The 24,043-nt window shown below is 51.1% G+C and carries 32 protein-coding genes; 14 read left to right on the top strand and 18 right to left on the bottom strand.

The features are described from left to right. From MVG27_RS01420 to fdhF, 13 genes are all read right to left on the bottom strand, one after another. A complete protein-coding gene (locus tag MVG27_RS01420; protein ID WP_297555981.1) occupies positions 1 to 1,548 on the bottom strand; it encodes a proton-conducting transporter membrane subunit in 1,548 nt (515 codons plus the stop codon). Further along, positions 1,545 to 1,904 carry an NADH-quinone oxidoreductase subunit K gene (locus MVG27_RS01415; RefSeq protein WP_297074301.1) on the bottom strand — a complete coding sequence of 120 codons (360 nt, stop codon included), beginning with the start codon at positions 1,902 to 1,904 and terminating at the stop codon, positions 1,545 to 1,547. Before MVG27_RS01415 ends, MVG27_RS01420 begins: the two co-directional genes overlap by 4 nt. Then, on the bottom strand, positions 1,901 to 2,365 hold the full coding sequence (locus MVG27_RS01410) for a Na(+)/H(+) antiporter subunit B (protein WP_297469789.1): 465 nt from the start codon (positions 2,363 to 2,365) through the stop codon (positions 1,901 to 1,903). The genes MVG27_RS01415 and MVG27_RS01410 overlap by 4 nt, the downstream gene beginning before the upstream one ends. Further along, entirely contained in the window at positions 2,362 to 2,658 is a 297-nt protein-coding gene (gene mbhE, locus MVG27_RS01405; RefSeq protein WP_297469791.1) for a hydrogen gas-evolving membrane-bound hydrogenase subunit E, read from the bottom strand. The genes MVG27_RS01410 and mbhE overlap by 4 nt, the downstream gene beginning before the upstream one ends. Continuing rightward, positions 2,655 to 2,918, bottom strand: a complete 264-nt coding sequence (locus tag MVG27_RS01400; protein ID WP_297469794.1) for a DUF4040 domain-containing protein — start codon at positions 2,916 to 2,918, stop codon at positions 2,655 to 2,657. Before MVG27_RS01400 ends, mbhE begins: the two co-directional genes overlap by 4 nt. Next, positions 2,915 to 3,280 carry a monovalent cation/H(+) antiporter subunit G gene (mnhG, locus tag MVG27_RS01395; RefSeq protein WP_297555978.1) on the bottom strand — a complete coding sequence of 122 codons (366 nt, stop codon included), beginning with the start codon at positions 3,278 to 3,280 and terminating at the stop codon, positions 2,915 to 2,917. The genes MVG27_RS01400 and mnhG overlap by 4 nt, the downstream gene beginning before the upstream one ends. Continuing rightward, on the bottom strand, positions 3,277 to 3,540 hold the full coding sequence (locus MVG27_RS01390; RefSeq protein ID WP_297469797.1) for a cation:proton antiporter: 264 nt from the start codon (positions 3,538 to 3,540) through the stop codon (positions 3,277 to 3,279). Before MVG27_RS01390 ends, mnhG begins: the two co-directional genes overlap by 4 nt. After that, complete coding sequence (locus MVG27_RS01385; RefSeq protein ID WP_297555976.1) at positions 3,537 to 4,040, bottom strand: monovalent cation/H+ antiporter subunit E; 504 nt, start codon at positions 4,038 to 4,040, stop codon at positions 3,537 to 3,539. Before MVG27_RS01385 ends, MVG27_RS01390 begins: the two co-directional genes overlap by 4 nt. Before the next feature lie 197 nt (positions 4,041 to 4,237). After that, the gene (locus MVG27_RS01380) at positions 4,238 to 4,690 is read right to left on the bottom strand and encodes a 4Fe-4S dicluster domain-containing protein (RefSeq protein ID WP_297555973.1); all 453 of its coding nucleotides are present in this window, start codon (positions 4,688 to 4,690) and stop codon (positions 4,238 to 4,240) included. Continuing rightward, a complete protein-coding gene (locus MVG27_RS01375) occupies positions 4,687 to 5,748 on the bottom strand; it encodes an FAD-dependent oxidoreductase (protein ID WP_297555971.1) in 1,062 nt (353 codons plus the stop codon). Before MVG27_RS01375 ends, MVG27_RS01380 begins: the two co-directional genes overlap by 4 nt. Continuing rightward, positions 5,745 to 6,113 (bottom strand): 4Fe-4S dicluster domain-containing protein, encoded by a 369-nt coding sequence (locus MVG27_RS01370; RefSeq protein ID WP_297555969.1) that lies wholly within the window; start codon positions 6,111 to 6,113, stop codon positions 5,745 to 5,747. The genes MVG27_RS01375 and MVG27_RS01370 overlap by 4 nt, the downstream gene beginning before the upstream one ends. After that, entirely contained in the window at positions 6,094 to 6,564 is a 471-nt protein-coding gene (locus tag MVG27_RS01365) for a 4Fe-4S dicluster domain-containing protein (protein WP_297555967.1), read from the bottom strand. The genes MVG27_RS01370 and MVG27_RS01365 overlap by 20 nt, the downstream gene beginning before the upstream one ends. After that, positions 6,561 to 8,663 (bottom strand): formate dehydrogenase subunit alpha, encoded by a 2,103-nt coding sequence (fdhF, locus tag MVG27_RS01360; protein ID WP_297550002.1) that lies wholly within the window; start codon positions 8,661 to 8,663, stop codon positions 6,561 to 6,563. The genes MVG27_RS01365 and fdhF overlap by 4 nt, the downstream gene beginning before the upstream one ends. Positions 8,664 to 8,893: 230 nt before the next feature. On the opposite strand from fdhF, the gene MVG27_RS01355 reads away from it, so the two are divergent. The 6 genes from MVG27_RS01355 (at position 8,894) to MVG27_RS01330 (ending at position 13,225) form a co-directional block, all read left to right on the top strand. Continuing rightward, complete coding sequence (locus MVG27_RS01355) at positions 8,894 to 9,121, top strand: TRAM domain-containing protein (protein WP_297469801.1); 228 nt, start codon at positions 8,894 to 8,896, stop codon at positions 9,119 to 9,121. A gap of 142 nt (positions 9,122 to 9,263) precedes the next feature. After that, positions 9,264 to 9,698 carry a hypothetical protein gene (locus tag MVG27_RS01350; RefSeq protein ID WP_297550004.1) on the top strand — a complete coding sequence of 145 codons (435 nt, stop codon included), beginning with the start codon at positions 9,264 to 9,266 and terminating at the stop codon, positions 9,696 to 9,698. Positions 9,699 to 9,770: 72 nt separating this feature from the next. Beyond that, positions 9,771 to 10,727 carry a hypothetical protein gene (locus tag MVG27_RS01345; RefSeq protein ID WP_297555965.1) on the top strand — a complete coding sequence of 319 codons (957 nt, stop codon included), beginning with the start codon at positions 9,771 to 9,773 and terminating at the stop codon, positions 10,725 to 10,727. A gap of 42 nt (positions 10,728 to 10,769) precedes the next feature. After that, positions 10,770 to 12,044, top strand: coding sequence for a tRNA (N(6)-L-threonylcarbamoyladenosine(37)-C(2))-methylthiotransferase (locus tag MVG27_RS01340; protein WP_297548445.1), 1,275 nt, complete (start codon positions 10,770 to 10,772; stop codon positions 12,042 to 12,044). A 158-nt stretch (positions 12,045 to 12,202) separates the two neighbouring features. Further along, positions 12,203 to 12,589, top strand: coding sequence for a hypothetical protein (locus MVG27_RS01335; RefSeq protein ID WP_297548447.1), 387 nt, complete (start codon positions 12,203 to 12,205; stop codon positions 12,587 to 12,589). A gap of 75 nt (positions 12,590 to 12,664) precedes the next feature. Next, positions 12,665 to 13,225, top strand: a complete 561-nt coding sequence (locus MVG27_RS01330) for a signal peptidase I (protein ID WP_297548449.1) — start codon at positions 12,665 to 12,667, stop codon at positions 13,223 to 13,225. Here MVG27_RS01330 and MVG27_RS01325 read toward each other — a convergent pair. Further along, on the bottom strand, positions 13,222 to 13,578 hold the full coding sequence (locus MVG27_RS01325; RefSeq protein WP_297548451.1) for a cupin domain-containing protein: 357 nt from the start codon (positions 13,576 to 13,578) through the stop codon (positions 13,222 to 13,224). The genes MVG27_RS01330 and MVG27_RS01325 overlap by 4 nt on opposite strands. Positions 13,579 to 13,661: 83 nt before the next feature. Between MVG27_RS01325 and MVG27_RS01320 the strand changes: the two genes are divergently transcribed. The 3 genes from MVG27_RS01320 to MVG27_RS01310 all read left to right on the top strand — a co-directional run bounded on the left by MVG27_RS01320 (position 13,662) and on the right by MVG27_RS01310 (position 17,296). Continuing rightward, on the top strand, positions 13,662 to 15,296 hold the full coding sequence (locus MVG27_RS01320; RefSeq protein ID WP_297555963.1) for a metallophosphoesterase: 1,635 nt from the start codon (positions 13,662 to 13,664) through the stop codon (positions 15,294 to 15,296). A gap of 109 nt (positions 15,297 to 15,405) precedes the next feature. After that, complete coding sequence (locus MVG27_RS01315) at positions 15,406 to 16,617, top strand: inorganic phosphate transporter (RefSeq protein WP_297555962.1); 1,212 nt, start codon at positions 15,406 to 15,408, stop codon at positions 16,615 to 16,617. Positions 16,618 to 16,621: 4 nt separating this feature from the next. Beyond that, positions 16,622 to 17,296, top strand: a complete 675-nt coding sequence (locus tag MVG27_RS01310) for a TIGR00153 family protein (RefSeq protein WP_297555960.1) — start codon at positions 16,622 to 16,624, stop codon at positions 17,294 to 17,296. 34 nt (positions 17,297 to 17,330) lie between these two features. Here MVG27_RS01310 and MVG27_RS01305 read toward each other — a convergent pair whose 3' ends face one another. Beyond that, complete coding sequence (locus MVG27_RS01305; RefSeq protein WP_014122803.1) at positions 17,331 to 17,558, bottom strand: Lrp/AsnC ligand binding domain-containing protein; 228 nt, start codon at positions 17,556 to 17,558, stop codon at positions 17,331 to 17,333. A gap of 53 nt (positions 17,559 to 17,611) precedes the next feature. Between MVG27_RS01305 and MVG27_RS01300 the strand changes: the two genes are divergently transcribed. Next, positions 17,612 to 18,259 (top strand): phosphotransferase, encoded by a 648-nt coding sequence (locus MVG27_RS01300; protein WP_297550363.1) that lies wholly within the window; start codon positions 17,612 to 17,614, stop codon positions 18,257 to 18,259. On the opposite strand, the gene MVG27_RS01295 is transcribed toward MVG27_RS01300, so the two are convergent. Next, positions 18,227 to 18,553 (bottom strand): hypothetical protein, encoded by a 327-nt coding sequence (locus MVG27_RS01295; RefSeq protein ID WP_297550359.1) that lies wholly within the window; start codon positions 18,551 to 18,553, stop codon positions 18,227 to 18,229. The genes MVG27_RS01300 and MVG27_RS01295 overlap by 33 nt on opposite strands. A gap of 118 nt (positions 18,554 to 18,671) precedes the next feature. Here MVG27_RS01295 and MVG27_RS01290 point away from each other — a divergent pair, with 118 nt between their 5' ends. After that, positions 18,672 to 20,531, top strand: coding sequence for a S9 family peptidase (locus tag MVG27_RS01290; RefSeq protein WP_297555959.1), 1,860 nt, complete (start codon positions 18,672 to 18,674; stop codon positions 20,529 to 20,531). Between the two features lie 90 nt (positions 20,532 to 20,621). Continuing rightward, entirely contained in the window at positions 20,622 to 21,059 is a 438-nt protein-coding gene (locus MVG27_RS01285) for a hypothetical protein (RefSeq protein WP_297555957.1), read from the top strand. On the opposite strand, the gene MVG27_RS01280 is transcribed toward MVG27_RS01285, so the two are convergent. Next, on the bottom strand, positions 21,037 to 21,897 hold the full coding sequence (locus tag MVG27_RS01280; RefSeq protein ID WP_297556000.1) for a methyltransferase domain-containing protein: 861 nt from the start codon (positions 21,895 to 21,897) through the stop codon (positions 21,037 to 21,039). The two genes, MVG27_RS01285 and MVG27_RS01280, sit on opposite strands and share 23 nt — an antisense overlap. 78 nt (positions 21,898 to 21,975) lie before the next feature. Between MVG27_RS01280 and MVG27_RS01275 the strand changes: the two genes are divergently transcribed. After that, a complete protein-coding gene (locus tag MVG27_RS01275) occupies positions 21,976 to 22,671 on the top strand; it encodes an ATPase domain-containing protein (RefSeq protein ID WP_297555954.1) in 696 nt (231 codons plus the stop codon). Then, a complete protein-coding gene (locus MVG27_RS01270; protein WP_297555952.1) occupies positions 22,668 to 23,111 on the top strand; it encodes a hypothetical protein in 444 nt (147 codons plus the stop codon). Before MVG27_RS01275 ends, MVG27_RS01270 begins: the two co-directional genes overlap by 4 nt. On the opposite strand, the gene MVG27_RS01265 is transcribed toward MVG27_RS01270, so the two are convergent. Next, a complete protein-coding gene (locus tag MVG27_RS01265; RefSeq protein ID WP_297555951.1) occupies positions 23,108 to 24,040 on the bottom strand; it encodes a dipeptidase in 933 nt (310 codons plus the stop codon). The two genes, MVG27_RS01270 and MVG27_RS01265, sit on opposite strands and share 4 nt — an antisense overlap. Positions 24,041 to 24,043: the final 3 nt, after the last annotated feature.

The raw sequence follows: 24,043 nt of genomic DNA, 5'->3' as shown, positions 1-24,043 counted from the left end.
TCACGCACCCCCCAGGAGAGTGCTCACGTAGGCCAGCTGGTTCTCCAAGGTCTTTACAGCCGGAATCATTATCTTGTCGCTTATCTGCCACGGGAAGAGGCCCATGACGATTATGGCGATTGTAAGTATTAGTATCGGCCAGAGCATCGTCCCCTCTGGGTCTTTGGCCTTCATAACCTTCTCACTCGGCCTTCCGAAGAAGGTGTAGAGAACCCTCACGTATGCTGCTGTACAGAAGGCCGTTCCGATTATTGCTATCGCGCCCAGGAGCGGGTTGAATATAGCTGAGCTCTCATAGATGAGCCACTTGCTTGCGAAGCCGTTGAGGGGGGGCATTCCTATTATCGCGGCCGCACCAATGAGGAAGGCAAAGGTTGTCTTGGGCATGGTTTTGGCCAATCCGCTCAGCTCGTTCAAGTTCCTCGTCCCGAGCTGGTGGATTACAACGCCTGCAATCAGGAAGAGCAAGGCTTTCATGAGGGCATGGTTGAAGGTGTGGTAGATTGCTCCAGCCAAAGCTATCTCCCCTGTCTGGCTTCCATAAGCTGTCAAGCCGATTCCAATCCCAAGGAGAATGTAGCCTATCTGCCCGACCGAGGAGTAAGCCAGGAGCCTCTTCATGTCCGTCTGGATTACGGCCATGGCGTTGCCGACTATCAGCGTTATACAGGCGAAGACGATGATGACCCAGCCCACCGTCTTCGTGCTAATGCTGGTTCCGTAGATGCTGAATAGAATCCTTGTTAGGGCGTAGATTCCTCCTATCTTGATGACCAGACCTGAAAGCATAGCCGAAATCGAGCTTGGAGCGGCGGGATGTGCATCGGCAAGCCACATGTGAACCGGGGAAGCACCGCTCTTGAAGAGAAGCCCCGCTATGAAGAGCGCCAGCGCAACCTTTCCAACGACCGTGGGATTCTGGGAGAGCTTTAAGGCCAGATATCCCATCGTCAGCGTTCCATACTGACCGTAGAGAAGGGCTATGCCGAGCAAAATCAGGGAACTCGCTATCGAGCCGACGAACATGTATTTGATGCCTGCCTCAATGCCCTCCCAGGTGTCGTTCCTGAAGGCAACCAGGGCGTAGCTGGCTATGCTCATTATCTCAAGGAAGACGTAGAAGTTGAAGAGGTCTCCGGTTATCGCTATGCCGAGCATTCCGAGCTCTAGGATTATGATGAGTGTGTAGTACTTGTCGAGGCCGGTATCGTGCTTCATGTAACCGAGGGAGTAAATCACCGCCATGAAAGATACGAAGGTCACCATAAGCACCATGAGGGCACCGAAGGTGTCGACCTCCCAGACTATCCTTATCGGGAAGTTAACGCCTTGGCCAAGTGGACTCTTCGCTCCAAGGGTGTAGAGGACTATTTTTCCGCTCTCCCAGACGTAGTAAAAGAGCGCCGAACCCAGTGCTAATGTAGCACCGCTTATAATAACGGCCCACGCTTCCCTTGCCTTCCTTCCAGCCAGGCTCACTATTGGCATCGAGAACGCTCCAAAGAGGGGAATGATTATGAGGTAGGGAAGTATTGCCTCGCCGTTCATCCCCTCAACCTCCTTAGAGCTCTCACGTCAAGGGTCCCGTAGTGGCGGTAGGCGTTTATCGTCAGGGCTATTGCGAGGGAAAGCACACAGACGCCGATGACTATGCTCGTTAGAACCAGGGCCTGGGGCAAAGGCCCGACCATCGGGCTCTTCAGCGTTTCATAACCCGTATAAATTGGAGCGGTTGGTACCTCGTTCAGCTCTATGCGGTAGCCGAGGCTGATTAGGAGGAGATGGATTCCGGAGTCTATTATGTCAAGCGCTAAAATTAGCTTGATTAGGTTCCTCTTTGCCAGAAAGGCGTAGATTCCGAGGACTATGAGCAGGAACGCGGTGATGAACTGGAACTGAATCATGACTTCCACCTCCGGTAGAGGGCTATCGCGGTGAGGGCGCTAATCAATCCCGTGAAAACCTTCAATCCTACCGCTAAGTTCATTATGGGCAGAAATCCGGCCGAGAGTAGCGTTCCCGGTTTTCCGTTGAAGAAGGGCCCGTTGTGCCAGAGGATGTTGTAGAAGAAGGCTACACCCATTCCCAGCATCGCCGCGCCGAGGAAGACAAGGCCTCCTATCCCTTCCAGAGCCGAGTAAAGGCTCTTGTTGTAGTGCTTCTTCATCTCGTCGAGGCCGAAGGAGACGAGGAAGAGTATCCCTGCTCCCGCTATGGTGGCACCACCCTGGAAGCCACCTCCCGGCGTTAGATGACCGTGCATGACTATGTAGGCTCCAAAGATGCCTATGAGGGGGATTATAGCCCTCGCAGAGGTCTTGACGATGAGCCCCATGTCGCTACCGCATCTTGGCCTGCACGTCATGACTCGTCCCCCCTCCAGGGCCTTAGAAGCGCTATGGCACCGGCTATGGCCGTGAAGAGAACCGTGGCTTCTCCAATCGTATCGTAACCCCTGTAATCAAATACTATGTCCGTGACGATGTTCATACCGCCTACCTCTTTTAGACCGTGGGTAATGTAGTAGTTGTCCGTATAGCGGAGCGAAAGCCACTCCTTCCCGCCGGGACCAAAGACGAGCCCGTAGTTGGGGTTCGCTATGTAGAGGAGAACTCCGAGAATGAAGAACAGTGAGAGGTAAGCGAGCGTTCTTTTCATGGTTCCACCTCCCACCTGTCCGTCTTGGCTATGCCGTAAACTATCACGGCGGTAACTACTCCGGCACCAACGGCCGCCTCTGCTATAGCCACGTCAGGTGCGTGGAGCATGTAGAACTCAAGGCTGAGGAGCAGGCTCATCGCGGCCGACATCAGCGCGGCGGCAAGTAAATCCTTGAAGCGAATAGTCAGATAAGCGGTTATTAGGACGCCGATGAGTATTATCGCCTGAATCGTCATGTCAATCGTTAGTGCCTTCATTCCGCCTCACCCCCGAGCTTCTCCTCATAGGCGTCAACAACCGCTTTAGCTGGCTTGTATCCGCTCAGATGTGCCGCTTTGGCTATTGCATGGGCACTGACAGGGTTCGTGAGGAGTAAAGCAACGAGTGCAACCAAACTGTGGAGGGCCATCTGGAGGTACTTCGGGTCGCCGGTAATCTGGAGCTGGTTGAGGGCGTGGGTAACAACGGCCAGAACGGCGAATATCGTTCCGAAGGTTGTGCACTTCGTAGCTCCGTGAAGGCGGGTGTAAACGTCGGGGAAACGGTGCAGGGCTATGCTCCCCAGAATGTTGAAGGTTATCGCTATCGAAAGGAAGGCGTAAATCAGGTACTCAATCATTGCAATCCCCCCTGCAGGTAGCGGGCTATGACAAGGGTTCCGATGTAGCTCAGCAGGGCGTAAACTATGGCTATGTCAATGTAAATCGTCCTGTCGTAGGCCGCTCCAAGAAGAACCATCGTCGCAACGACCAGTGTGTTCAGGGTGTCCACTCCGACGACCCTGTCCGGAATGCTCGGGCCCAGCATAATCCTCAGTATCGTTAGAAACGATGCTATCGAGACGAGCAGGGTTGCGTAGAAGAACACCGGGTCAATCATCTTCCCAGCCTCCTCGCCCATTTTTCAAAGGGTCCAGAAACCGGTTCCGAGTTTTCTGGCCTTTCTAAGCCGGGAGGAATGTCAATCCAGTGGACGTAGAGTGCCTTTTCGTCCGGACAGGCGTCTATTGTCAGCGTTCCCGGGGTTAGGGTAATGGAATTGGCGAGAATCGTGTACTGGGCATCGTTCTCAAGTTCCACCGGAACCCTGACGATTCCCGGCCTTATCTTTCCCGTTATGACGAGATAAGCAACGTGGAGGTTGGCCTTAACCATCCCCCAGAAGAGTACGGGTACGTAGGCAATCCATTCAATCCACTTCAGGGGGTTCAGGAAGCGGGCTGATTTATCCCCAACAACGTCTCTCGTGGCGTAGCCGACTATGAGCGCGAATATCAGGCCGGCTATAAGCTCCTGGGTGTCCCATAGTAGTCCCTTCGTCCCGGCAGTTAAAACGAGCCAGATGAGGTATGCAAAGACGAACGCGACTATGAACGGCAAGCTACCACCTCCGCATTAACGCTTTCCTTTACTCTCGATTTGAAACTTCTCTTTCTGACTTAAAACGCTTTTTTAAAGCTCAGTTTGGTAAAAAAAGGTAGGAAACACCTTGTTGTAAACCAAAGGTTTAGGAGCTTTCATGTTTTATTGTAAGCACTAACGAACTTTAACGGTTTTCGGTGGATATGTCTGGAAATTCAGAGGTTCCGTGCGATTATCTCTGCGACTTTTATCCTCTTCTCCTCCCCATCTCCGGGTCCGTAGTAGATAGCGTTAGCGGGACACATCTCGTGGCAGGCCGGCTTCAGTCCTTTGGCCCTTCTCTCGGCGCACATATCGCACTTGTAGACGACCTTAACGACGGGCTCGTAGCTTATCGCTCCAAAAGGGCACACTGAGAGGCACATGAGACATCCTATGCACGTCTCTTGGTTTATTATCACGGCCCCGTCTTTATCGCGGGTAATCGCGTTCACGGGACAGACGGCCATACAGGGCGCTTCCTCACAGTGGCGACAGTTAATCGGAACGCCAACACCGTTGCTCGCGAAGACGACCCTTATGTTAGGCCTTCCGTCGTGGATGAAGTCGCACACCGCTTCGCAGGTTTCGCAACCTATGCAGGCGTTGAAATCGACGAGGAGCTTCATGCTCTCACCCCCGTAAGCCAGAGATGAATATCGCGCGCCGCGTATAGGCCGTCCCTCGTTGCCCTACCAACAAGCGAAGGGCCGAGAACAACGTCCCCGGCCGCGAAGACACCTTCCCTGCTCGTCATGTGCCGGGAATCAACGACGATTCTGCCCTTTCTATCTGTCGCTATTCCGACGTTCTCCCCAAAGGGCGGTGTTGGAATCTGTCCCATGGCACAGACCACGTAGTCAACCTCAACCGTGAACTCGCTCCCCTCTATCGGTACTGGTCTTCTCCTTCCGGTCTCATCGGGCTCGCTGAGTTTTGTTCTGACGAGCTCAACGGCCTTCACCCTTCCGTTCTCTCCGAGGATTCTCTTCGGCATCGTCAGTTCGAGCCACTCAACGCCCTTTTCGCGGAGAAGGTTTATCTCGTAGCTTCCTGCAGGGGCTTCCCTTATCGTCCTGCGGTAGCTCATGTAGACCTTCTCTGCTCCAAGAAGAAGGCTCTCCATTGCAACGTCGCAGGCCGTATGCCCTGCCCCGACAACCATCACGCGCTTGCCTTTTATCTCCGGGACTTTGCTCCAGCCCATGTGGCCGAGTTTGGCGCTCTTTATTTTGAATAGGTACTCAAGGGCCTTGAAGACTCCCTCAAGCTCGATTCCGGGGATGTCTGCAACCCATGACTTCCATGTTCCCGTTGCAATGAGAACCGCGTCGAAGCTCTCTACAAGCTCCTCGAAATCAATCGTTTTCTCAACGAACTCGTCTCCCTCGTCCCTTCTTTCGCCCGAGATAACCTTGACACCCGTGTGGAACTTCACCCCCATTCGTTCCATCAAATCCCTGTAGCCGAGCCTGACTCTCTCAACAGAAATCCTGAACTCTGGAATGGCGAAGAGCATAAGTCCACCCGGTTCGGGCAGTTTGTCGTAAACGTGGACTTCATGTCCCTTGCAGGCCAGATAGCCGGCCGCGGAAAGTCCCGCGGGTCCTGACCCTATTATCGCGACCCTTTTTCCGCTCGGCTCCGGCCTCTCAAGGCAGTGAAAGGCGAAGTTTATGCCGTTCATTCAAATCCCTCCCCTATCCTCTTTGCCGATTCGACCCTTCTACATTCCGGACACAGGAAAACATCGAAAAGACCCCTCTCCTTCCCCCATTCGACCTCTTTAACCGTGAAATCTGTCAGTTTACCGCAGTTTTCACACCGGGCTAGGGGAAACGTTGCCGAGTCACCACTGGATTTGGGGGAGGGCTCTATCGCTCCAACCGGACAGACCTCGAGGCAGAGCAAATCACCGTCGCAGAGCCCGGGCTCAAAGGTTATCGTCCTGATTCCCTCTCTGTCGGTGTAGCTCAAAGCCCCGCCTCTGCAGGTTCTTACGCAGGCAATACAGCCTATGCATTTTTCCCAGTCAAAGTTGGGGAACATCATGGGCCCTCCTGAGGGCGATTCTCTCGGCGTAGGACTTTCTCCTCCTTACGGAGAACTCGTTGGGCTCTTCGTAGGTTAGCGCTCTCGTTGGACAGGTCTGGACGCAGAGGGGGAGCTTCCCCTCGGCCCTTCTTTCAGGACAGAGGTCGCACTTTACCATGATTTTTCCAGCCATTTCAGGTATTCCAAAGGGACACGCCAGGAGACACATATCGCACCCTATGCACTTCTTGACGTCTACCATCACAGCCCCGTCTTTATCCCTGAAAAGCGCTCCAGTTGGGCAGGCCTCTATGCACGGCGCCTTCTCGCAGTGGCGACAGTTGAGGGGTACTGCCGAGCCTTCGAACTCAAAGACCGTGATGAAGCTCCTCCCGTGTTCCCTCTCACAGGCAACTTCGCAGGCCCTGCATGCTATGCACTTGCCGGGGTCAATCAGGATTCCGGTCACGCTACCACCCCCTCGTTCCTGAGCTCCTCCAAAATACGCTTCGCCTCGGCATCGCTAATGGCCTTGACTCGAGAGGCGCATGCCTTGGTGTCCGGGATTTTTGAAACCGGGTCGAGGGCATCGTTCGTCAGGACGTTGGCCCCCCAGTGCCATGGAATAGCAACCACGCCGGGCTTCACCGCCTTCGTCACTTTCACCCTCGCCACGTACCTGCCACGTCTGGTCTCGATGAGCGCCCATTCCCCGTCTTTTAGCTCAAAGCGCTCCGCATCATTCGGGTGAACCTCGAGGAAAGGCTCCCTCCAGCGCTTCCTCAGGAGCTCGCTCCTCCCGGTCATGGTCAGCGTGTGGAAGTGCCCGACGTATCGCATCGTCGTCAGAATCAGCGGGTATTCTTCGTCAGGCGTTTCCGCGGGTGGTCTGTGCTCAACGGAAGCCAGATGGGCCTTCCCGTCGGGTGTTAAGAACCTCTCGGTGTAGAGAACCCTCGTTCCCGGGTGGTCTTCGCTCGGACACGGCCAGTGGATTCCGGCGAGGTTTTTCTTGAGTCTCTCGGGCGTTATCCCCCTGTACTGGGGAACGATTGCGTTTATCTCCCTCAGTATCTCCTCCGGGGAGGTGTAGTTGAAGCCCTTCGCTCCACTTTCCGTGAAGCCAACCGCCTTTCCTATCTCGCTCACTATCCACCAGTCTGGCCTCGCTTCCCCCGGCGGTTCTATGGCCTTGAAACTCCACTGCACGCGCCTCTCCGTGTTGGTGAGGGAACCCTCGTTTTCGAGCATCGAGGTTGCGGGCAGAACGATGTCCGCCAATCTCGTTGTCTCTGTGGGGAAGATGTCCTGCACGACGAGGAATTCGAGCTTTCTAAGGGCCCTGAGGACGTTCCTTGAGTTGGCCTCGCTTATGACGGGATTTTCACCCATTATGTAGTAGGCCCTAAGCCTGCCCCTCAGCGCTTCATGGGTCGCCTCGACCGTTGTAAGGCCCACATCACCGCTGAGCTGAACCCCCCAGAATTTTTCGAAGGCTTTCCTCTCTTCGGGGTCCGTTACCGGCCGGTAGCCGGGAAAGACGTTTGGAAGAACACCCAGGTCACAGGCACCCTGAACGTTGTTCTGGCCACGCATGGGTGATGCACCGTTTCCGGGCTTTCCTATGTGCCCGGTTATCGCTATGAGCGTCGCAACGGCCCTGACGTTGTCGTAGCCGTGAACCGACTGTGTTAATCCCATTGCCCACGTTATGACAGCGTTTTCGGCCCTGGCGAACGTTACCGCGGCTTCCTCTATCAGCTCTGCAGGGACGCTGGTTATCTCCTCCACCCTCTTGAGGGGGTACTTCTCTACGGTCTTCTTCAGCTCTGAGAAGCCAACGGTTCTTTTTTCAACGAAATCCTTGTCGTAGAGGCCGTGTTTTATTATAACGTGCATCATGCCGTTGGCGAGGGCTATGTCTGTTCCGGGATAAAGCTGGAGGAACATGTCCGAGAACCAGGCGGTTCTTGTATAGCGCGGGTCAACGACGATGACTTTTGCTCCCCTCTCCTTGGCCTTGAGGACGTAGCGGAAGCCGACCGGGTGGGTTTCAGCGTAGTTGTGACCCCAAATCACTATCACGTCCGCCATCTCGATGTCGCGGTAGGTGTTGGTCATGGCTCCGGCACCGAAGACGGCCTTCAGGCCCGCAACCGTCGAGGAGTGGCAGAGCCTCGCGCAGTGGTCGATGTTGTTGGTTCCGAGCATTCTGGCCAGCTTTTGAATCAGGTAGTTGGGCTCGTTGTATGTTTTGGCCGAGCCGAAGAACATGAGCTGGTTGGGGTCGTCTCTGGCTATTTCCCTTAGTCTCTCGGCGACCTCTTTAATAGCATCGCTCCAGCTTACCTCGACGAACTTTCCCTCTTCCTTTGCCTTGAGAGGTTTTTTCAGCCTGTCCTTTGAGAGCAAATCGAGAACGGCGTTCCCCTTCGGGCAGAGGCTTCCGTTCTCGTTCGGAATGCCCGGTATATCGTCAGCGTAATCCAGCCTGTAACCTTCGGGAGTTTTTTCGATGTAGAGCCTGCACCCAACCCCGCAGTACGGACAAACGACGGGGACCCTCAAGTTACCACCCCCGCTCCTGTGTTCGTTTTGAATTCTCCTCCCCACTTTAAATTTAGGAAAAGAATGTTTAAACGCTTTTTTGAGTTATCCGTTTCTAACGAAAGGTTTTAATCACGACGTTTTTGTTTCCCGGCGAAGAAACCCAAAGCTTTATATACTCTCGACCCGACCGCCCAGTGGGACTCTTCTCAGGGTGAGAGAGTTCCAGAAGTCTGTAGGTTGTGTTGTGTATGTACGGAGATAGATATGGATATGGAAGAAACTATGGAAACGAGGCCCCTGTTAAGGTTGGAGAGCGCTACACCGTTAAGATTGAGAGCCTTGGCAAGGGTGGAGATGGAATCGCCAAGATTCAGGGCTTCGTTGTGTTCGTCCCGAACACTCAGGTCGGGGACGAAGTCGAGATTGTGATTAACTCCGTCAAGAGGAAGTTCGCTTTCGCTTCAGTCATCGAGTGATGTCTCGGTGTGTTGGTACTCTTTTAGTTCATTTTCTTTTAAAATTCAAAGAAAAAAATCTTAAATAGTATGATGTCTCTTCTTGATATTGGTGGTCTAAGATGACCTCAAAATACATATTTGTTGGTTTTGTTTTTTTGTAGTGCTAAGCAGTGGCTTTGCCATGGCTAATACCCAAAGTATTGCAAATGTACACTCGTGGGCCAAGTGGACTAAAGATGCAAGTATTCTTTCAGCTTCTACAACAGTTATCTGGAGGGCTAGTGCTACAATATACATTAAAGGAATTTTCAGGAAAACTGTTTATTTCTCTTCAAACGCTGAATCTAGGACTGATAAAGGCAATCCTTTTAATATTGATCACATAGGTCTTGAGAGTACTGTAAAAGCCTATTATGACTTAGAATGGCATATTGTTCATCGGGGCAGGCATGATGAATGGAATGGCTGGTATGCAAGTGATGTTTGGAGTGATAGGGCACATTACGAAAGGTATCTTGCAACGACTAATTACTGGTTTGAAGATGCCAGATTTCAGAACTGGTATCCTGAGTTAACCGTAAGCGTCTCGAGGTGAGTTTTATGAAACGTGCCCTTTTTGTTACTATTTTTTTTGAGTATATTGATATGTAGCTTAATTGTCTACAATTTGTATTACGAAAAAACTAGTACCCTTCCAGAGAAGGGCTCTAAAGCTTCCTCTTTTAATATGGTCTCATCACAGTCTTCCTTAAGTGAGAACCTTACTGTGGGCAATTATTCTCTTAATGAACTAATGAGATCTCGACCTAATTACTTTGGCTTTGGTCTCTACTCTAAACCAAGTTATCCTGATGGAATTTTTAAAAGAGCGGTGTATCATGTTAATAGTTCTTTCTCTGGTTATGTTTTTCTTGCAAATGCAAAAAAGAATGATTATCTCGTTTTCGTGCTCCTTGATTATAAGGAAATTCCTTTTTACCTCGATGGCAAGCTCAATCTTACTCACTATGTAACTTTAGGGAATATGGAATATAGGTTTTTTAGATTTAAAATCCCAAATGTGTCAGATGGATGGCATGACGTATTTGTGGGCGTCTTCCCGAGTCCATACTCAACTGAGGAACAGGACTCCCACATTCTCTACGGTTTTAGACTTCAACTTATCGCAGGTGAACCAATCTTGAGACTTCCCTTTTTTGAGCGTCCTTTATTGTGCACAAAAAACAACACGGAGTTGGATGCATATCTCTTATTAACAAAAAAAGCTTGTGGTAATACTATTTGGTATAAAGTTTCTGTAAATCAATCTTCAACGTTAAAATATTTCGCGGTAATAGGCAATACAGAGGATAACCTTCAAACCTTTGCTCTCGTTCAATTCTTGGATTACAAGCAGATCCCTATAGGAAATAGAACTGTGTACTTTGGATATTTACACAAGAATGAAATTGTTTCAGTTCCAATAACCTTGAGATTGCCAGCAGATAGTACACACCGATTAGTTCTTCTGTATTTTGCTTACCCATATGAGCCATTGGACTATCCTCCAGATATTGAAAATGTAAATCTTCGTTTTATCAACGAACAGAGCAACGTTCTTGTTCTTAGTGTTAATACCCGTTAGTTTTTCTAAACTTTTTTAAACCCCTTCCATCAGCCCGCTCCGATGGTCAGGGTTTACGTCGAGAGCTACGGCTGTTCAAGGAACAGGGCCGATGGCGAGATTATGGAAGCCATTCTGCTTAGAGCCGGCTATGAGCTGGCTGAGAGTCCGGAGAAAGCGGACTACGTTGTTGTAAACACCTGCGCCGTCAAAGACCCAACGGAGCTCAAGATGGCGAGGCGAATAAGGGAGCTCATAGATTCGGGGAAGAGGGTCATAGCAACGGGCTGTCTCGTCCACGTGAATCCTAAAGCCATAGACCCCCGCGTTTCCGGAATCCTCGGGGTTAAGAGCATAGACAGAATCGCCGAAGCGATAAGCGTGGCCGAGCGTGGGGGGAAGCTTATAAGCGTCGAGGGCTGGCGAGAGAGGAACATTGACAAGCTCGAACTTCCCAGGCTGTGGAAGCCGGGCGTTTCCTTCGTGATTCCGATAGGAGAGGGCTGTCTGAACGCTTGCACTTACTGCGCGACGCGCTTCGCGAGGGGCGTTCTGAAGAGCTACAAACCCGAGCTTATCCTTAAATGGGTGAAGGAAGCGCTCGCGAGGGGCTATAAGGAGATTATTCTCTCAAGCGAGGACACCGGTTGCTACGGCTTCGACATCGGAACGAACTTGGCAAAACTTCTCGACGAGATAACGGCCATTGAAGGTGACTTCCGGGTTAGAGTAGGCATGATGAACCCAAATCACGCTATAAAAATCCTCGATGAGCTGGTTGAGGCTTACCTGAATGATAAGGTCTACCGTTTTCTCCACCTGCCGGTCCAGAGCGGGGACAATGAAATCCTCAGGAGAATGGGTAGGAACTACACCGTTGAAGAGTTCGAGGAGATAGTGAGGGTCTTCCGGCGAAAAATCCCTAACTTAAACCTCAACACGGACATCATAGTTGGCTTTCCGGGGGAGAGCGATGAAGCGTTCCAAAACACTGTCGAGCTGGTAAAGAGAATAAGGCCGGACAAGGTTAACGTCTCCCGCTACTCGGCGAGGCCCGGAACCATAGCCGCTAAATGGAAACAGTTGCCGGGCTGGCTCGTAAAGGAGCGCTCAAGGCTTCTCCACAGGCTTCGCCTTCAGATAGCCTACGAGATTAACAAAGCCTACACTGGAAAGACGGTTGAAGTTCTCGTCCACGGCCCCGGAAAGAAGGGCGGAATCGAGGGGAGGACCTTCAACTACAAGGAGATAATCCTCGACTCAGGGAAATCCGGCGAAATCACAAGGGCTAGAGTTACTTGGGCCGGTTCCACGTATCTCCGGGGAGTTGTTGTTTGAGGCTGGGCTTCAATCTTTTAATTTTGGGGATTCTTCAATAACTTTGGGTTTTAATTGTGTTCAATTTAACACAGAAATCGAATCCTTGTGGTTCATTTTAGAAAACTATTTATACTTGCTTTTCCAGTGGAAATAGAGGTTAAACGGAGGTGGGTTGAATGAGGAGTAGCACTAGAAAGAAGCTATTGCCTCTAGTCTTTGCACTTGTTGTTACAGTAGTAGGTGCAGCCTTGGCCGTTCCCCTCATTACAGTCAACGTTCAACAGCTGGGAGCTGGTTCGAGCGTTATTACAAGTGATGTCAAGGCTGCAAACGTGACATGGATACTTAGCTCTACTAATCCGGACTATATTGCGGGTGTGAGTTTTACCTTGGATACAAATGTTACCGGGACAATATACATAAAGCTCTATGATAGCACTGGAGCTCTTGTTGCATACAACACAACCACACTGACCAACAGCACGAGTGGCACTGTAACGTTTGACCCAAATATCCCCTTGACTAAAGTTGCTGAGGTTTATGTAATCTATCAGGGACCGTGATGTAGCTTTTGTTTATTTCTAACGTTTAATTTTTAAGCTTCTCTAATCAGGTCTTTGTAAATCAGGTGGTGCTTAATGACTAAACTTCAGTTTTCCGTTGTTCTATCTTATGTATTCATTACTTTCACTGTTCTAATTCTCATTCTCCACTTTGTTTTCGGTTTTCAGTACGTTGTTATCCTGACGGACTCAATGAAACCCCACATAAACCCCGGCGACTTGGTTGTAACAAAACCCGTTTCCCCCTCGGAGCTCCATGTTGGCGATGTTATACTCTATGAAATTCACATTGGAAACTCAACATATAGAATAGTCCACAGAATAGTTGCCATTAGGACAGATAACAGTGGGAGAATTTATTTTATAACAAAGGGTGACAACAGGAAGTATACGGATCCTTGGCGCGTCTACCCTGAGCAGGTTATAGGAAAAGTGATTCTGGTCATTCCAAAGGTTGGCATGATATGGTATTACACGCCTCTTATCGTTCTTCTGATATTTCTGTTCATAATAGGGACTATAGCCTATGAGATAGCTCTCATTCTGCTCGAGGAGGAACCGCCCAAACCCAAGTGGTCAAAACCTTCCCTTCTTGCCATCAAAAGGAAAAAGTTGAAAAGGTATTACAGGCGTTAGGCCCACTCCTCCTCTGGAATTGCCTCCTTTTTGGCCGGAATTATGCAGAGGAACTCGAAGGTGTCGCTCAGAGCTTTGTATCCGTGGGGCTCGTTTGGCGGGACGTATAGGAAGTTCCCGGCTTTAACGTGGTGTTCATCCTTTCCGTTGGTTATTATCCCCTCGCCCTTGACGATGAAAATCTCGTGTTCCCAGTCGTGCTGGTGAATCGGAATTTCGGCTCCTTTCTTCATGACAAAATAGCGCATGGCGAAGTTCTTGGCTCCAAGCTTTGGAGAAACGAGCCACCTGATGGTTACGCCCTCAAATCCGGTGTCCTTCTCCGGAACATCTTTGTAATATCCCACGAACATACTACCACCGTCGGTTCTTAATGGGTTTTGTATTTAAACCTTCACACTTTTAAGGTAGACATAGAGTTTCAGGGGGTGGTTGTATGAAGCGCCTGCTTGGAATCGTTCTGGTACTCGTTGTCCTGGCCGGTGGGTGCATAGGCTCGACCCAGACATCGAGCACATCAAACGGACAGACGTCCACCACAACAACCGGGATTAATTTCTCCAAGTATCCTACGGGGAAAGTAATTGGAAGCTGGTGGAAGCTCTTTAACGAGACCTTCTACGTCAGCGAGGGCTATGAAAGTCTGGTCAAGCACTACTTCCCGGAGGCAAAGGTTAAGCCGTTCTCCGAGTTTAAGGGAAGCGGTATAGTTGTCCTCTCGCCGGAGGACGAGGTTAAGTCAAAGGTGCTCTTTGGGAAACCGGTTCAGGTTCAGGAGCTTGAACCATTCGGTTACATAGCCTACAAGTACGGAACACACCTTCCGGGGCCGTGGCTGGGGGTAATAGCGATAATGGACTCGGACAGGGGTCCAGTCATGGTCGTAAGCGGAACCAGTAAGGCCGGTGTTGGAGCTTCCCTCTACTTCCTCAGGGGACTCAAGGACGGAAAGCTCAGCGTTGACCCGAATTCCATCGTCCGCTCGGGTTCCTTTGAGGGAATCGTTCTGAAGGAAATAGGCGACGTCAACTTCAACGGTATTCCCGATGAGGACGAGCACTACGAACTCTACCAGCTCCTCTACGATGAGCCCTTCAACTACTACTGGCGCGTTGTTAAAGGCGAGAACATCACAGTCAGCGGGGGCTTCATAAGGCTCGTCAACGGCACTACTGTCTACATAAGGGCCCTCGGCTTCAACGTTACCGTTAATGTCAAGAACTCAAAGAACGTTCCGATAACGTACGTTCTGGAGAACGTAAATCCAGAGCTGATGGTCCTCCCGGAGAACGCCAAGGTTCTCGACAACACGACCGTTGAGTTCACCACAGATAAGGCGAGCTTCTCGGTAGTGGCAAAGAACGTGAGCAACTACACCGTTCTCGCTTTCGGTGACCACAGGCCTGCGAGCGGTGACAAACCACCGGCTGTGTTCCTCCAGATAATGAAGGATATAAACGGGGAGAAGGGCGCCTTCGTCATAGACGGCGGTGACCTCGTCTACTCGGGCACAATCTACCAGTGGGCCAACCTCATGGAGGTCTGGCACTGGAACAAGCCGATTTTCATAGCCGTTGGAAACCACGAGTACCAGGGTGAGGGGGTTAGTATCTTCCACTACTACTTCGGACCAACCGACTACGCCTTCAGCCTTGGAAACTACCGCTACATCTTTGCCAACGACATAAGCAACGACTACAGCCTCACCGATGAGCAGTTTGCATGGATTAAGGAACAGCTTGAACTGGCCAAAAAGCGCGGTGAGAGGCCAGTCATAGTTATGCACGCTCCTCCCTACGACCCGAGGCCCGGAGGAGACGACCATGCCATGAGCGAGTCCAGTGCCCAAAAACTCCTCAAGCTGATGAAGGAATACAATGCCTTTGGAATCTTCAGCCACATTCACATCTACTGGAACGGAACCTACGACGGGGTTCACTTCATCATAACGGGCGGTGGAGGGGCTCCCCTATATGCCCCACCAAATGAAGGCGGTTTCTATCACTACGTTGTCCTTACGATGGAAAGCGGAGGCAAGATTAACATAAAGGTGGTTAAAGTATCTTCCTGAACCTTTCTCTTTATTCTATTTGTGTCTATATAGAGATTGTTAGTAAGATATATTCTATTGCGACAAAGTATTTATTTTTGACTCATTCACCCACGTCCGGTGAGAATTTATGGATCCGCTGTTGCTGGTAACGGTGATTCTCGGTTTTGCTATGGCGTGGAACATCGGTGCCAACGACGTGGCGAACTCCATGGGAACGGCTGTCGGGGCTAGGGCAATAACACCAAAACAGGCAGCTATTATAGCGGGGACAATGAACTTCCTCGGTGCCTATTTCTTCGGGAAAAGCGTCGCCGATACCATTAGGAAGGGGATACTCAATGTGAACATGATTCATGACCCAATGGTTATAGTCTACGGTTCTCTTTCCGCCCTTTTGGCGGCTAGCATTTGGTTAATATTTGCGACATACAACGGACTGCCGGTTTCTACAACTCACTCCATAATCGGGGGGATAGTGGGTTACGGTCTCGTTTACGCGGGGAGTGGTATAGTGGACTGGGGGAAGCTTGGCCAGGTGGTTCTCAGCTGGATTCTGTCTCCGATATTTGGAGCAATCGTAGCTTTCTTCGTGTTCAAGGCGATAAGGGGGACGATTCTTGCAAGGGACGACCCTCTAAGAAGCGCCAGACACTGGGCGCCCTTCTGGACCGGTCTGGCTTTTATAGTTATCGGAACGATGTTTTACATCAAGGTTCTGCACGGCTCTGATTTAGCTAAGGGCGTCATCTTCTACGGTATCCCAACAGGATTCGTCGTGTTCCTCCTTACATACGCGCTCATAAGGGTTAAATTCAAGCCAAGTGACCCTTACATTGGGGTTGAGAGCATATTCCGGAAGGTTCAGGTCGTTACCTCCGGCTACGTTGCCCTTGCCCACGGTTCCAACGATGTTGCCAACGCCGTTGGGCCCATAGCGGCCGCCTATGCTGTTCTGACAGTTGGGTTGAGTGGCATGAAAGTTCCCGTTCCGAGGTGGATACTGGCCCTCGGTGGCCTTGGCATAGCTATTGGAATTTTCATGTACGGTTACAAGGTCATGGAGACTGTGGGGAAGAAGATCACTGAGCTCACTAACACGAGGGGTTTTTCCATAGACTTCTCTGCCGCCACGGTTATACTCGTTGCCAGCTGGCTGGGAATGCCGATTTCCACAACGCATACCGTCGTCGGGGCCGTAGTTGGAGTTGGCCTTGCAAGGGGAGTTAAGGCGATAAACACTTCAATCTTGAGGGATATAATCATTTCGTGGTTCGTCACGGTTCCTGTTGCGGGTTTGATAAGTGCCGTTATATTCAAGATCCTCCTGCTCGTGGGGTGATATCATGCAGGTCTGGATGAAGCTCTTTGCAAAGAGTCCCTTCAAGCCCCTGATAAAACATGCAGAAGTTGTTCTGGAGACGGTTAAGACACTTGAGAAAGCTCTAAACGCTTGGTATCATGGGAACTACGATGAAATGAGGGATTTGGCTGTGGAAGTTGACAGACTTGAGGACATAGCCGACAGGATAAAAGAGGAGATACGTGATTCCCTAAGCTCAAGGCTTATGATGGCAGTATCGCGCGAGGACGTCCTCATATACCTTCACATGCAGGACAAGGTGGCCGACTCGGCTGAGGACACGGCCAAATGGCTCCTCGTTGGAAGGCCCGATGGCATTCCCAAGGAAGTTAAGGACGTTATCCTGAAGATGGGAACCGAGAGCATAAAGGCGGCGAAGCTCGTTCACGAGGCCATAGTCCAGATGGACAGGGTCATAGAGAGCGGGTTTGCCGAGAAGGAAATCGAGAGGGAGTACGAGCTAATAAAGGCAATTGAAGACGTTGAGAAAGCGATAGACGAGCTGGACACGGAGCTTATGAGACTCGTCTTCGAGAACGCCGATAGGTTTGACTGGAGCACGGGCTTCTACATCCTAAACGTGGCAAGAACGCTAAGTAACATCTCCGACAAGGCCAAGGATTCCGCCGAGAGAATAAGGCTCATGATGAACAAGTGATTTTTCTTTCTTTTAGTAGGAAGAATAGAAAGGGTCAGATAGCTATCATCGTAGAGGTCATCTGGATCTCGGGCATGCGCCTTATCTTTTCAGTTATGAACTGGTCAAGGTCTTTGAGAGTGTCGGTCTCAACCTTTACAACGAGGTCGTACTCTCCGTAAACAACGTAGGCCTCTTTAACCTCAGGCATGGCAAGAAGCTTCTCCATAACTTCCCTTTCCTTTCCAGCGGCCGTAACCATCAAAATAAAAGCCGTCACCATGGGCTATCACCAAAAGTATTTAACCGAGGCACTATTTAAAGATTATCGAGATGATGTTCGAAGACGTTCTTGGAAGGAAAAGACTAGAACGCTTTTTGAACCACCTTGAAGAACTCGGATTCGAGAGAGTAAGGCCATACTCCAAGGGGACTACGAGCCTTGTCTTCCTCGGCGAACTTGGGGGAAAAAGGGCCATAGTGAAGCTCCAGAGGCCGGATTCTCCGAGGAACAACCTGGAGAGGGAAGCTAAAATACTGAAGGCAATAGAGCCCTTCGGCATTACGCCTCCGCTACTCTTCACGGGAACCTTTGAGGGACTTCCCTACATCGTCAGGGAATTCGCTGAGGGCGAACCTGTGCTATATGGGGATATGGAGAAGGGCCACCTCTTTCAGATAGCCGAAAAGACGGCTTTACTCGACAGGCTTGGCCTCGACCACGGTCAGATGCAGGGTGGAAAGCACATAATAGTTGGCGACGGAGTTTACATCATTGATTTTGAAAAGGCCGGCTGGAGGAAGCCCAACAACCTGACGTCGGCGTTTTCCATGCTCTTCGTCGGCAGAAACGCCATATCCGAGAGGCTCTATAGGAAGTTCGGTCTCGATGAAAACTTCAGGGAGGAAGTGAAGGAAGCCCTCAGGGAGTATAAAAGGAGTGGAAACCTTTCACGCCTTCTGGGCCTTCTTTCCAGCCTTTAACCTGTCTGCATAGAGAGCTAGAAGCGGAACGACTATTGCAAGTGCTATAAGCCCAACCCTCGGATCGAGGAAGTAGTTGAAGACCAGTATTACCACCACCGAGATTCCAATCATGAGAAACAGGTCTCTGTCGTAGAGCCTTGATTTGGCGAGAATGTTCTGTTCCCTCGCTGTGTAGGCTAAGTAAGCGGGTATTCCCAATGCGGCTATGGTTATTCCAATGTAATCCCTCAAAATCAAGGATACAGCGATACCAATTGCCAAGATTATTGCGATGGCCGTAGTTTCTCTCATTTTTCAACACCTGTTCGACTTATCGCGCGTTTCCTTTTAAAGGTTCTTAGTGCTCTCTTCTGCTCACTCAAGTTAACCTTATATACTGGAGTGTTCCTCATAGTTTGGTGATAACGTTATGAAAAATATCGAATGGGACGAGAAGACCTTTTCTCGCTTTGCCTACCTGAACGACCCGAGGATTGAGGGGGATAAGATAGCCTACACACTGACGAAGGTGAACATGAAGGAAAACAAATACGAGAGCACTGTCGTCGTTGAGGACATCGAGAGGGGCTCAAGGCGCTTCGTCGAGAACGCCTCGATGCCCAGGATTTCTCCGGATGGAAAGAAGCTCGCCTTCACAAGGCAGAACGAGGAGAAGAAGGAAACCGAGGTCTGGGTTGCCGAGCTCGAAACTATGAGCTCCAAGAAGGTTCTCTCGGCCAAGAACGTCCGCTCAATCCAGTGGAACGCCGACTCGAGGAGGCTCCTCATAGTTGGCTTCAAGAGGCATGATGATGACGACTTCGTTTTCGACAGTGAGGTTCCCTTCTGGTTCGACGGCATGGGATTCCTTGACGGGGAGAAGACAACGTTCTGGATTCTCGACACGGAGAGCGAGGAAATCATCGAGGAGTTCGAGAAGCCCCGCTTTTCCAGCGGTCTCTGGCACGGCGATGGTGTTGTCATCAACGTCCCGCACCGCGAGGGCTCGAAGCCGGCCCTATTCAAGTTCTACGACATCTACCTCTGGAAGGACGGGGAAGAGGAGAAGCTCTTCGAGAGGGTTTCCTTTGAGGCCATCGATTCCGACGGGAAGGCGATTCTCCTGAGGGGTAAAAAGGAAAAGAGGTTCATCAGCGAGCACGAGTGGCTTTACATCTACGACGGCGAGCTCAAGCCGGTCTACGAGGGCCCGCTTGACGTTTGGGGCGCGAAGCTGACCGACGAGAAGGTTTACTTCCTGACCCCCGATGCCGGTAGCGTTCACCTCTGGCTCTGGGACGGCAGGGCCGAGAGGGTCGTCGTTGGAAACCACTGGATTTACGGCCTGGATGCCAGCAACGGAAAGGCCCTACTCCTCATAATGACTGCAACGAGGATAGGTGAGCTCTACCTCTACGACGGCGAGCTGAAGCAGATAACCGACTACAACGGGCCGATATTCGGGAGGCTTAAGACCTTTGAGCCGAGGCACTTCAGGTTTAAGAGCAAAGACCTGGAGATAGACGGCTGGTACCTTAAACCCGAGCTCAAGGAAGGGGGGAAGGCTCCCGTCATCGTTTTCGTCCACGGCGGGCCGAAGGGAATGTACGGCCACCGCTTCGTCTACGAGATGCAGCTGATGGCGAGCAAAGGCTATTACGTGGTTTTTGTCAACCCGCGCGGTAGCGATGGCTATAACGAGGACTTCGCGCTTAGGGTTCTTGAGAGAACAGGTCTTGAGGACTTCCAGGACATTCTCAACGGCGTCGAGGAGTTCTTCAAGCTCGAGCCACAAGCGGATAAGGAGCGCGTTGGAATAACCGGCATAAGCTACGGTGGATTCATGACGAACTGGGCCCTAACGCAGAGCGACCTGTTCAAGGCAGGCATCAGTGAAAACGGCATAAGCTACTGGCTGACCAGTTATGCCTTCTCGGACATAGGCCTCTGGTACGACGTGGAAGTGATAGGCCCCAACCCGCTCGAAAACGATAACTACAGGAAGCTGAGCCCGCTCTTCTACGCGAAGAACGTTAAGGCCCCAATCCTGCTGATTCACTCGCTGGAAGATTATCGCTGTCCCTTCGACCAGAGCCTGATGTTCTACAACGTGCTCAGGGACATGGGCAAGGAGGCCTACATAGCCGTCTTCAAGCGCGGTGCACACGGGCACAGCATAAGAGGAAGTCCGAAGCACCGCTCAAAGCGCTACAAGCTCTTCGTTGAGTTCTTTGAGAGGAAACTGAAGAAGCATGAAGAGGGCTTCGACGTTGAAAAGGTTCTAAAATGATTTCCATTTTCACAGCTTTTTTTCGAAAATTCTTTTAAATTTACCGATGTTTATCGAAAAATTTATAAAAGCTGAGATGTTTTATCGTCCATGGTCGCGAGGTTTAGGGTTTTTAGCGTAGGAAACGACTTGGTCTTTGAGAGGAGCGTGGAGGTTGACTCCAGGATAAGCCCGGGTGTTTTTGAGTTCACGGTTGGGAAACCCTGGAACAGGTTGGAAGAGCTCGCATCTCTTAGAACCGTTGCTGAGGAAGTCTTCGGAGGGCTTGACGTCATTGGTCTGGCCTATGGGGAACCAAAAACATATCTCGGCACTTTTGAGGACGTCGAAACCGGCGAAAGGTACTCCGGTTTTCTGGCCACCCTCCCGGATGAGTCCCTTAAAGTCTTGGCCCTCAGAGTTGGCTCGGTTGAGCTTGAGTCGTCGAGTGTCTACGCAATCAGACGGGAAGTTCGCTCCGATGTGATGTTTTCGGAGGAACTAACGCCCGGAACCCGGGTTGCCTTCAGGGGCTTTGTCCTCGTGTGATGGAAGGTTTCCTCGCCACAACGCCGAGGGCCTCCTCAACGCGCTTAACTCCAACGAAACCGGCTTTCCTGAGGCGTTCCATAACGCCTTTTTGCAGGTCTTTCCTCCTGTATCTCTTCCCGGGGTTGCCGACGTAGTGGAAGAGCCTTCCGCCCGGTTTGAGAATCCTGTAGAGCTCGCGGTAAAACTCCTCCGAGTAGAGCTGACCTGCTAAAGAGAAGCGCGGTGGGTCGTGGATTACCACGTCAAAGCTCTCGTCGTTGAACCTCTTTACAACCTCGAAGGAATCTCCCTGAATGACCTGTATTCTCCCGCCTGTGAAGAGCTCCCTGCTCCACGGGTTTATTCTCGCGAGTTCAATCACGTTGGGGTCCTTTTCAATCGTTATAACATAGGCCCCCCTCTTTGAGGCCTCTATAGCAGTGTAGCCTAGTCCCATGCAGGTGTCCAGAACCGTTTCGCCCTCCTTCGGCTTCACCGCGTTCACCTTGTTCCTCGTGTCCTGAAGGGGGTTTACTTCTTTCGTGCGATGCATCCTTATGCCGTTTATCTCTATCGTAGGTGGAATCGTCGGGACGAGCTTGTAGAAGCCTTCACCTGCTATCGCCGCCTTGTAAACTCCCCCGTTTTTGATGAAGTACACGCTCTTATCGTCCCTCGCTATTTTTTCGATTACCTCCTTCAAGACCCTCGTGCCGTCGGGGAATACGAACTCGTCTCCCTCCCTCTCTATTGTCCACGTTCTGTTGGTCTTCCTGAGGTCGAGGTTGAGCTTTACAGGACCCTTTGATAGTAAAAGTTTTCTTGCATCCTTGGCAGTTATGAAATATGCTTCCATAACCATTCCCTCCTCCGAGATGGGACATCTTTTTATATAGGTTTACCTCACTTATTAATAAGTGGGAGGAGAGGTAATATGAAGTTCGATGAGCGAGTTCGCACTGGTGTTCCTGGCTTTGATGAACTTATTGAGGGCGGTTTTATCGCAGGAAAAGCTTACCTTGTCACTGGACCTCCTGGAAGCGGGAAGACAACTTTCGCTATGCAGTTCCTTGTGGAGGGTGCAAAGAACGGGGAAAAGGTTGCCTACATCTCTCTCGTGCACAATCCTGAAGAGGTCATCAAGGACTTCGAGCGTTTCGAGCCTGAAGTTAAAGACTATGTTGCACAGGGAAACCTCATTCTCTATGACCTTGGAAAAGAACTTTGGGGCTCGACCGCCAAGCCACCTCAGTGGAGTAGCGTCATGTTCAGGATAAAAGATTTGGCAAGGGAAGCCAAGATTTCGCGCCTCGCTATAGACCCGCTGACTGCCATAGACTTTCCGACGACCGACCCTGCCGAGAAGAGGGCGGAACTGGCAACGTTTTTGAGGACGATTGAGAGCCTTGGCATAACGAGCATTCTCGTTGCAGAACTTACGGAACTCGACCGCTACACCGAGGAGCACTACCTCGTTGATGGCGTCATAATGCTTCACTACTATCTCGACGGCGTTAAAATGGTTAGGGCTATCCAGGTTCTCAAGATGCGCAGAACAAATCACGAGACGAGGATGTATCGCATCGAGTTTGGCTCGAGAGGACTTTCCGTTAGGGGGCCACTTATATGAGGAGACGCTTCCGAAGGAAACCTGTAACGCTGGCCGAAATACTATCGGAGAAGAATCCCGTTAGAAAGGCCTATCTCCTCGGATACTTCTTTGGATATGCCGGGCATTTGGCATGGAGTGGCTGGTCGAGGGAACTTAAAGAGCACGTTTTCAGGGATGCAGAAAGGGGAAACGTTTTCCCCCAGGCATTTAAAGCATTCAAAAAGGGTCGGGCCGAAGGGGCCTCTGACAGGGAACTGGACATAATGCTTGGTATATACAGGCCTCCAGTCCTTGAGGCCGAACTGAGCACGGAGTCATTCCGCTCAACATTCGAGCGTTCGAGGCTTCTTGGAATGCTCTCCGTTAAACTGACCGGTGAAACCAGATTCCTAGGCTTCGTGAAATTTTCAAACAGCAGGAGCCATTTGAGGTTGCCTTCCTTCCTCAGGAGGCCTTAGGTTATTCTTTCAAAAACCCTCTCGAAGTTCTTGAAGGCTATTGCCTTAACCTCTTTCTCGCTGAAGTTTTCCCTAAGCTTTTCAACCAGCGTGGGAATCCTTGACTCGTTCTCAAAGCCTTCAACGCTCCTTCCGCTCCAGCCCTTGAGGTAGTAGACGAAGTCGAAGCCGAGACCAACGTGGCGGTAGCCAATAAGGTCGGCCATGTAAGTGATGTGCTCCACGTACTTCTCGAGCGTTGGCTTCTCTTTGTCCACGAAGCCCGGTATCGCAACGGCCCCAACGACGCCGTCCCTCTCGGCTATTGCCTTCAACTGCTCGTCCGTCAGGTTCCTCCTGTTGTCGCAGAGCTTCCTCGCGTTGGAGTGCGATGCTATGACTGGGAAGGATGTAACATCGAGTGCGTCCCAGAAGCCGGCTTCGTTGATGTGGCTTAAGTCCACGACTATCCCGAGTTCTTCAGCCTTTCCAACGACTTCGACGCCGAAGTTCGTAAGCCCGCCGTTGGTTCTCTCGAAGACGCCGTCGCCTATGGCATTTCTCAGGCTCCACGTCAGGGTTAGAACCCTCAGGCCGAGCCTGTAAAAGACCTCCAGAAGGTCGAGGCTCTCGCCTATGGGCTCTCCTCCCTCAAGGCCGAGCCATAGGGCAACCCTGCCATTTTCAATTACCTTTTTCATCTCCTCAACGTTCCTCACGAGCTCGAAGCGCTCACTTTCCTCCAAATCCCTTAGAAAAGCGTTGAGGACCTCCAGCCCGTAAACGGTTGCCTCCTTTCTCTTATCGGGCCTCGTCCATATTGCCATAACCCTCGAACTAACCCAGCCGTTGAAGAATTTCCCGTAGTTGTCCTCGAGGACGCGCGTTTTTCCGGCTTTTCTCTCGTCGTAGATGAAGGTCGGCAAGTCCGAGTGCGCATCGAAAATCATGGG

The organism is Thermococcus sp. (assembly GCF_027011145.1).
Taxonomy (GTDB): Archaea; Methanobacteriota_B; Thermococci; order Thermococcales; family Thermococcaceae; genus Thermococcus.
This window is presented reverse-complemented; position numbering and strand designations above follow the sequence as displayed.

Coding starts and splice junctions, on each gene's coding strand:
- MVG27_RS01420 (WP_297555981.1), bottom strand. CDS start 1,548: ATGAACGGCGAGGCAATACTTCCCTACCTCATAATCATTCCCCTCTTT.
- MVG27_RS01415 (WP_297074301.1), bottom strand. CDS start 1,904: ATGATTCAGTTCCAGTTCATCACCGCGTTCCTGCTCATAGTCCTCGGA.
- MVG27_RS01410 (WP_297469789.1), bottom strand. CDS start 2,365: ATGACGTGCAGGCCAAGATGCGGTAGCGACATGGGGCTCATCGTCAAG.
- mbhE (WP_297469791.1), bottom strand. CDS start 2,658: ATGAAAAGAACGCTCGCTTACCTCTCACTGTTCTTCATTCTCGGAGTT.
- MVG27_RS01400 (WP_297469794.1), bottom strand. CDS start 2,918: ATGAAGGCACTAACGATTGACATGACGATTCAGGCGATAATACTCATC.
- mnhG (WP_297555978.1), bottom strand. CDS start 3,280: ATGATTGAGTACCTGATTTACGCCTTCCTTTCGATAGCGATAACCTTC.
- MVG27_RS01390 (WP_297469797.1), bottom strand. CDS start 3,540: ATGATTGACCCGGTGTTCTTCTACGCAACCCTGCTCGTCTCGATAGCA.
- MVG27_RS01380 (WP_297555973.1), bottom strand. CDS start 4,690: ATGAAGCTCCTCGTCGATTTCAACGCCTGCATAGGTTGCGAAACCTGC.
- MVG27_RS01375 (WP_297555971.1), bottom strand. CDS start 5,748: ATGAACGGCATAAACTTCGCCTTTCACTGCCTTGAGAGGCCGGAGCCG.
- MVG27_RS01370 (WP_297555969.1), bottom strand. CDS start 6,113: ATGATGTTCCCCAACTTTGACTGGGAAAAATGCATAGGCTGTATTGCC.
- MVG27_RS01355 (WP_297469801.1), top strand. CDS start 8,894: ATGTACGGAGATAGATATGGATATGGAAGAAACTATGGAAACGAGGCC.
- MVG27_RS01340 (WP_297548445.1), top strand. CDS start 10,770: ATGGTCAGGGTTTACGTCGAGAGCTACGGCTGTTCAAGGAACAGGGCC.
- MVG27_RS01335 (WP_297548447.1), top strand. CDS start 12,203: ATGAGGAGTAGCACTAGAAAGAAGCTATTGCCTCTAGTCTTTGCACTT.
- MVG27_RS01330 (WP_297548449.1), top strand. CDS start 12,665: ATGACTAAACTTCAGTTTTCCGTTGTTCTATCTTATGTATTCATTACT.
- MVG27_RS01325 (WP_297548451.1), bottom strand. CDS start 13,578: ATGTTCGTGGGATATTACAAAGATGTTCCGGAGAAGGACACCGGATTT.
- MVG27_RS01320 (WP_297555963.1), top strand. CDS start 13,662: ATGAAGCGCCTGCTTGGAATCGTTCTGGTACTCGTTGTCCTGGCCGGT.
- MVG27_RS01315 (WP_297555962.1), top strand. CDS start 15,406: ATGGATCCGCTGTTGCTGGTAACGGTGATTCTCGGTTTTGCTATGGCG.
- MVG27_RS01310 (WP_297555960.1), top strand. CDS start 16,622: ATGCAGGTCTGGATGAAGCTCTTTGCAAAGAGTCCCTTCAAGCCCCTG.
- MVG27_RS01305 (WP_014122803.1), bottom strand. CDS start 17,558: ATGGTGACGGCTTTTATTTTGATGGTTACGGCCGCTGGAAAGGAAAGG.
- MVG27_RS01300 (WP_297550363.1), top strand. CDS start 17,612: ATGTTCGAAGACGTTCTTGGAAGGAAAAGACTAGAACGCTTTTTGAAC.
- MVG27_RS01295 (WP_297550359.1), bottom strand. CDS start 18,553: ATGAGAGAAACTACGGCCATCGCAATAATCTTGGCAATTGGTATCGCT.
- MVG27_RS01290 (WP_297555959.1), top strand. CDS start 18,672: ATGAAAAATATCGAATGGGACGAGAAGACCTTTTCTCGCTTTGCCTAC.
- MVG27_RS01285 (WP_297555957.1), top strand. CDS start 20,622: ATGGTCGCGAGGTTTAGGGTTTTTAGCGTAGGAAACGACTTGGTCTTT.
- MVG27_RS01280 (WP_297556000.1), bottom strand. CDS start 21,897: ATGGAAGCATATTTCATAACTGCCAAGGATGCAAGAAAACTTTTACTA.
- MVG27_RS01275 (WP_297555954.1), top strand. CDS start 21,976: ATGAAGTTCGATGAGCGAGTTCGCACTGGTGTTCCTGGCTTTGATGAA.
- MVG27_RS01270 (WP_297555952.1), top strand. CDS start 22,668: ATGAGGAGACGCTTCCGAAGGAAACCTGTAACGCTGGCCGAAATACTA.
- MVG27_RS01265 (WP_297555951.1), bottom strand. CDS start 24,040: ATGATTTTCGATGCGCACTCGGACTTGCCGACCTTCATCTACGACGAG.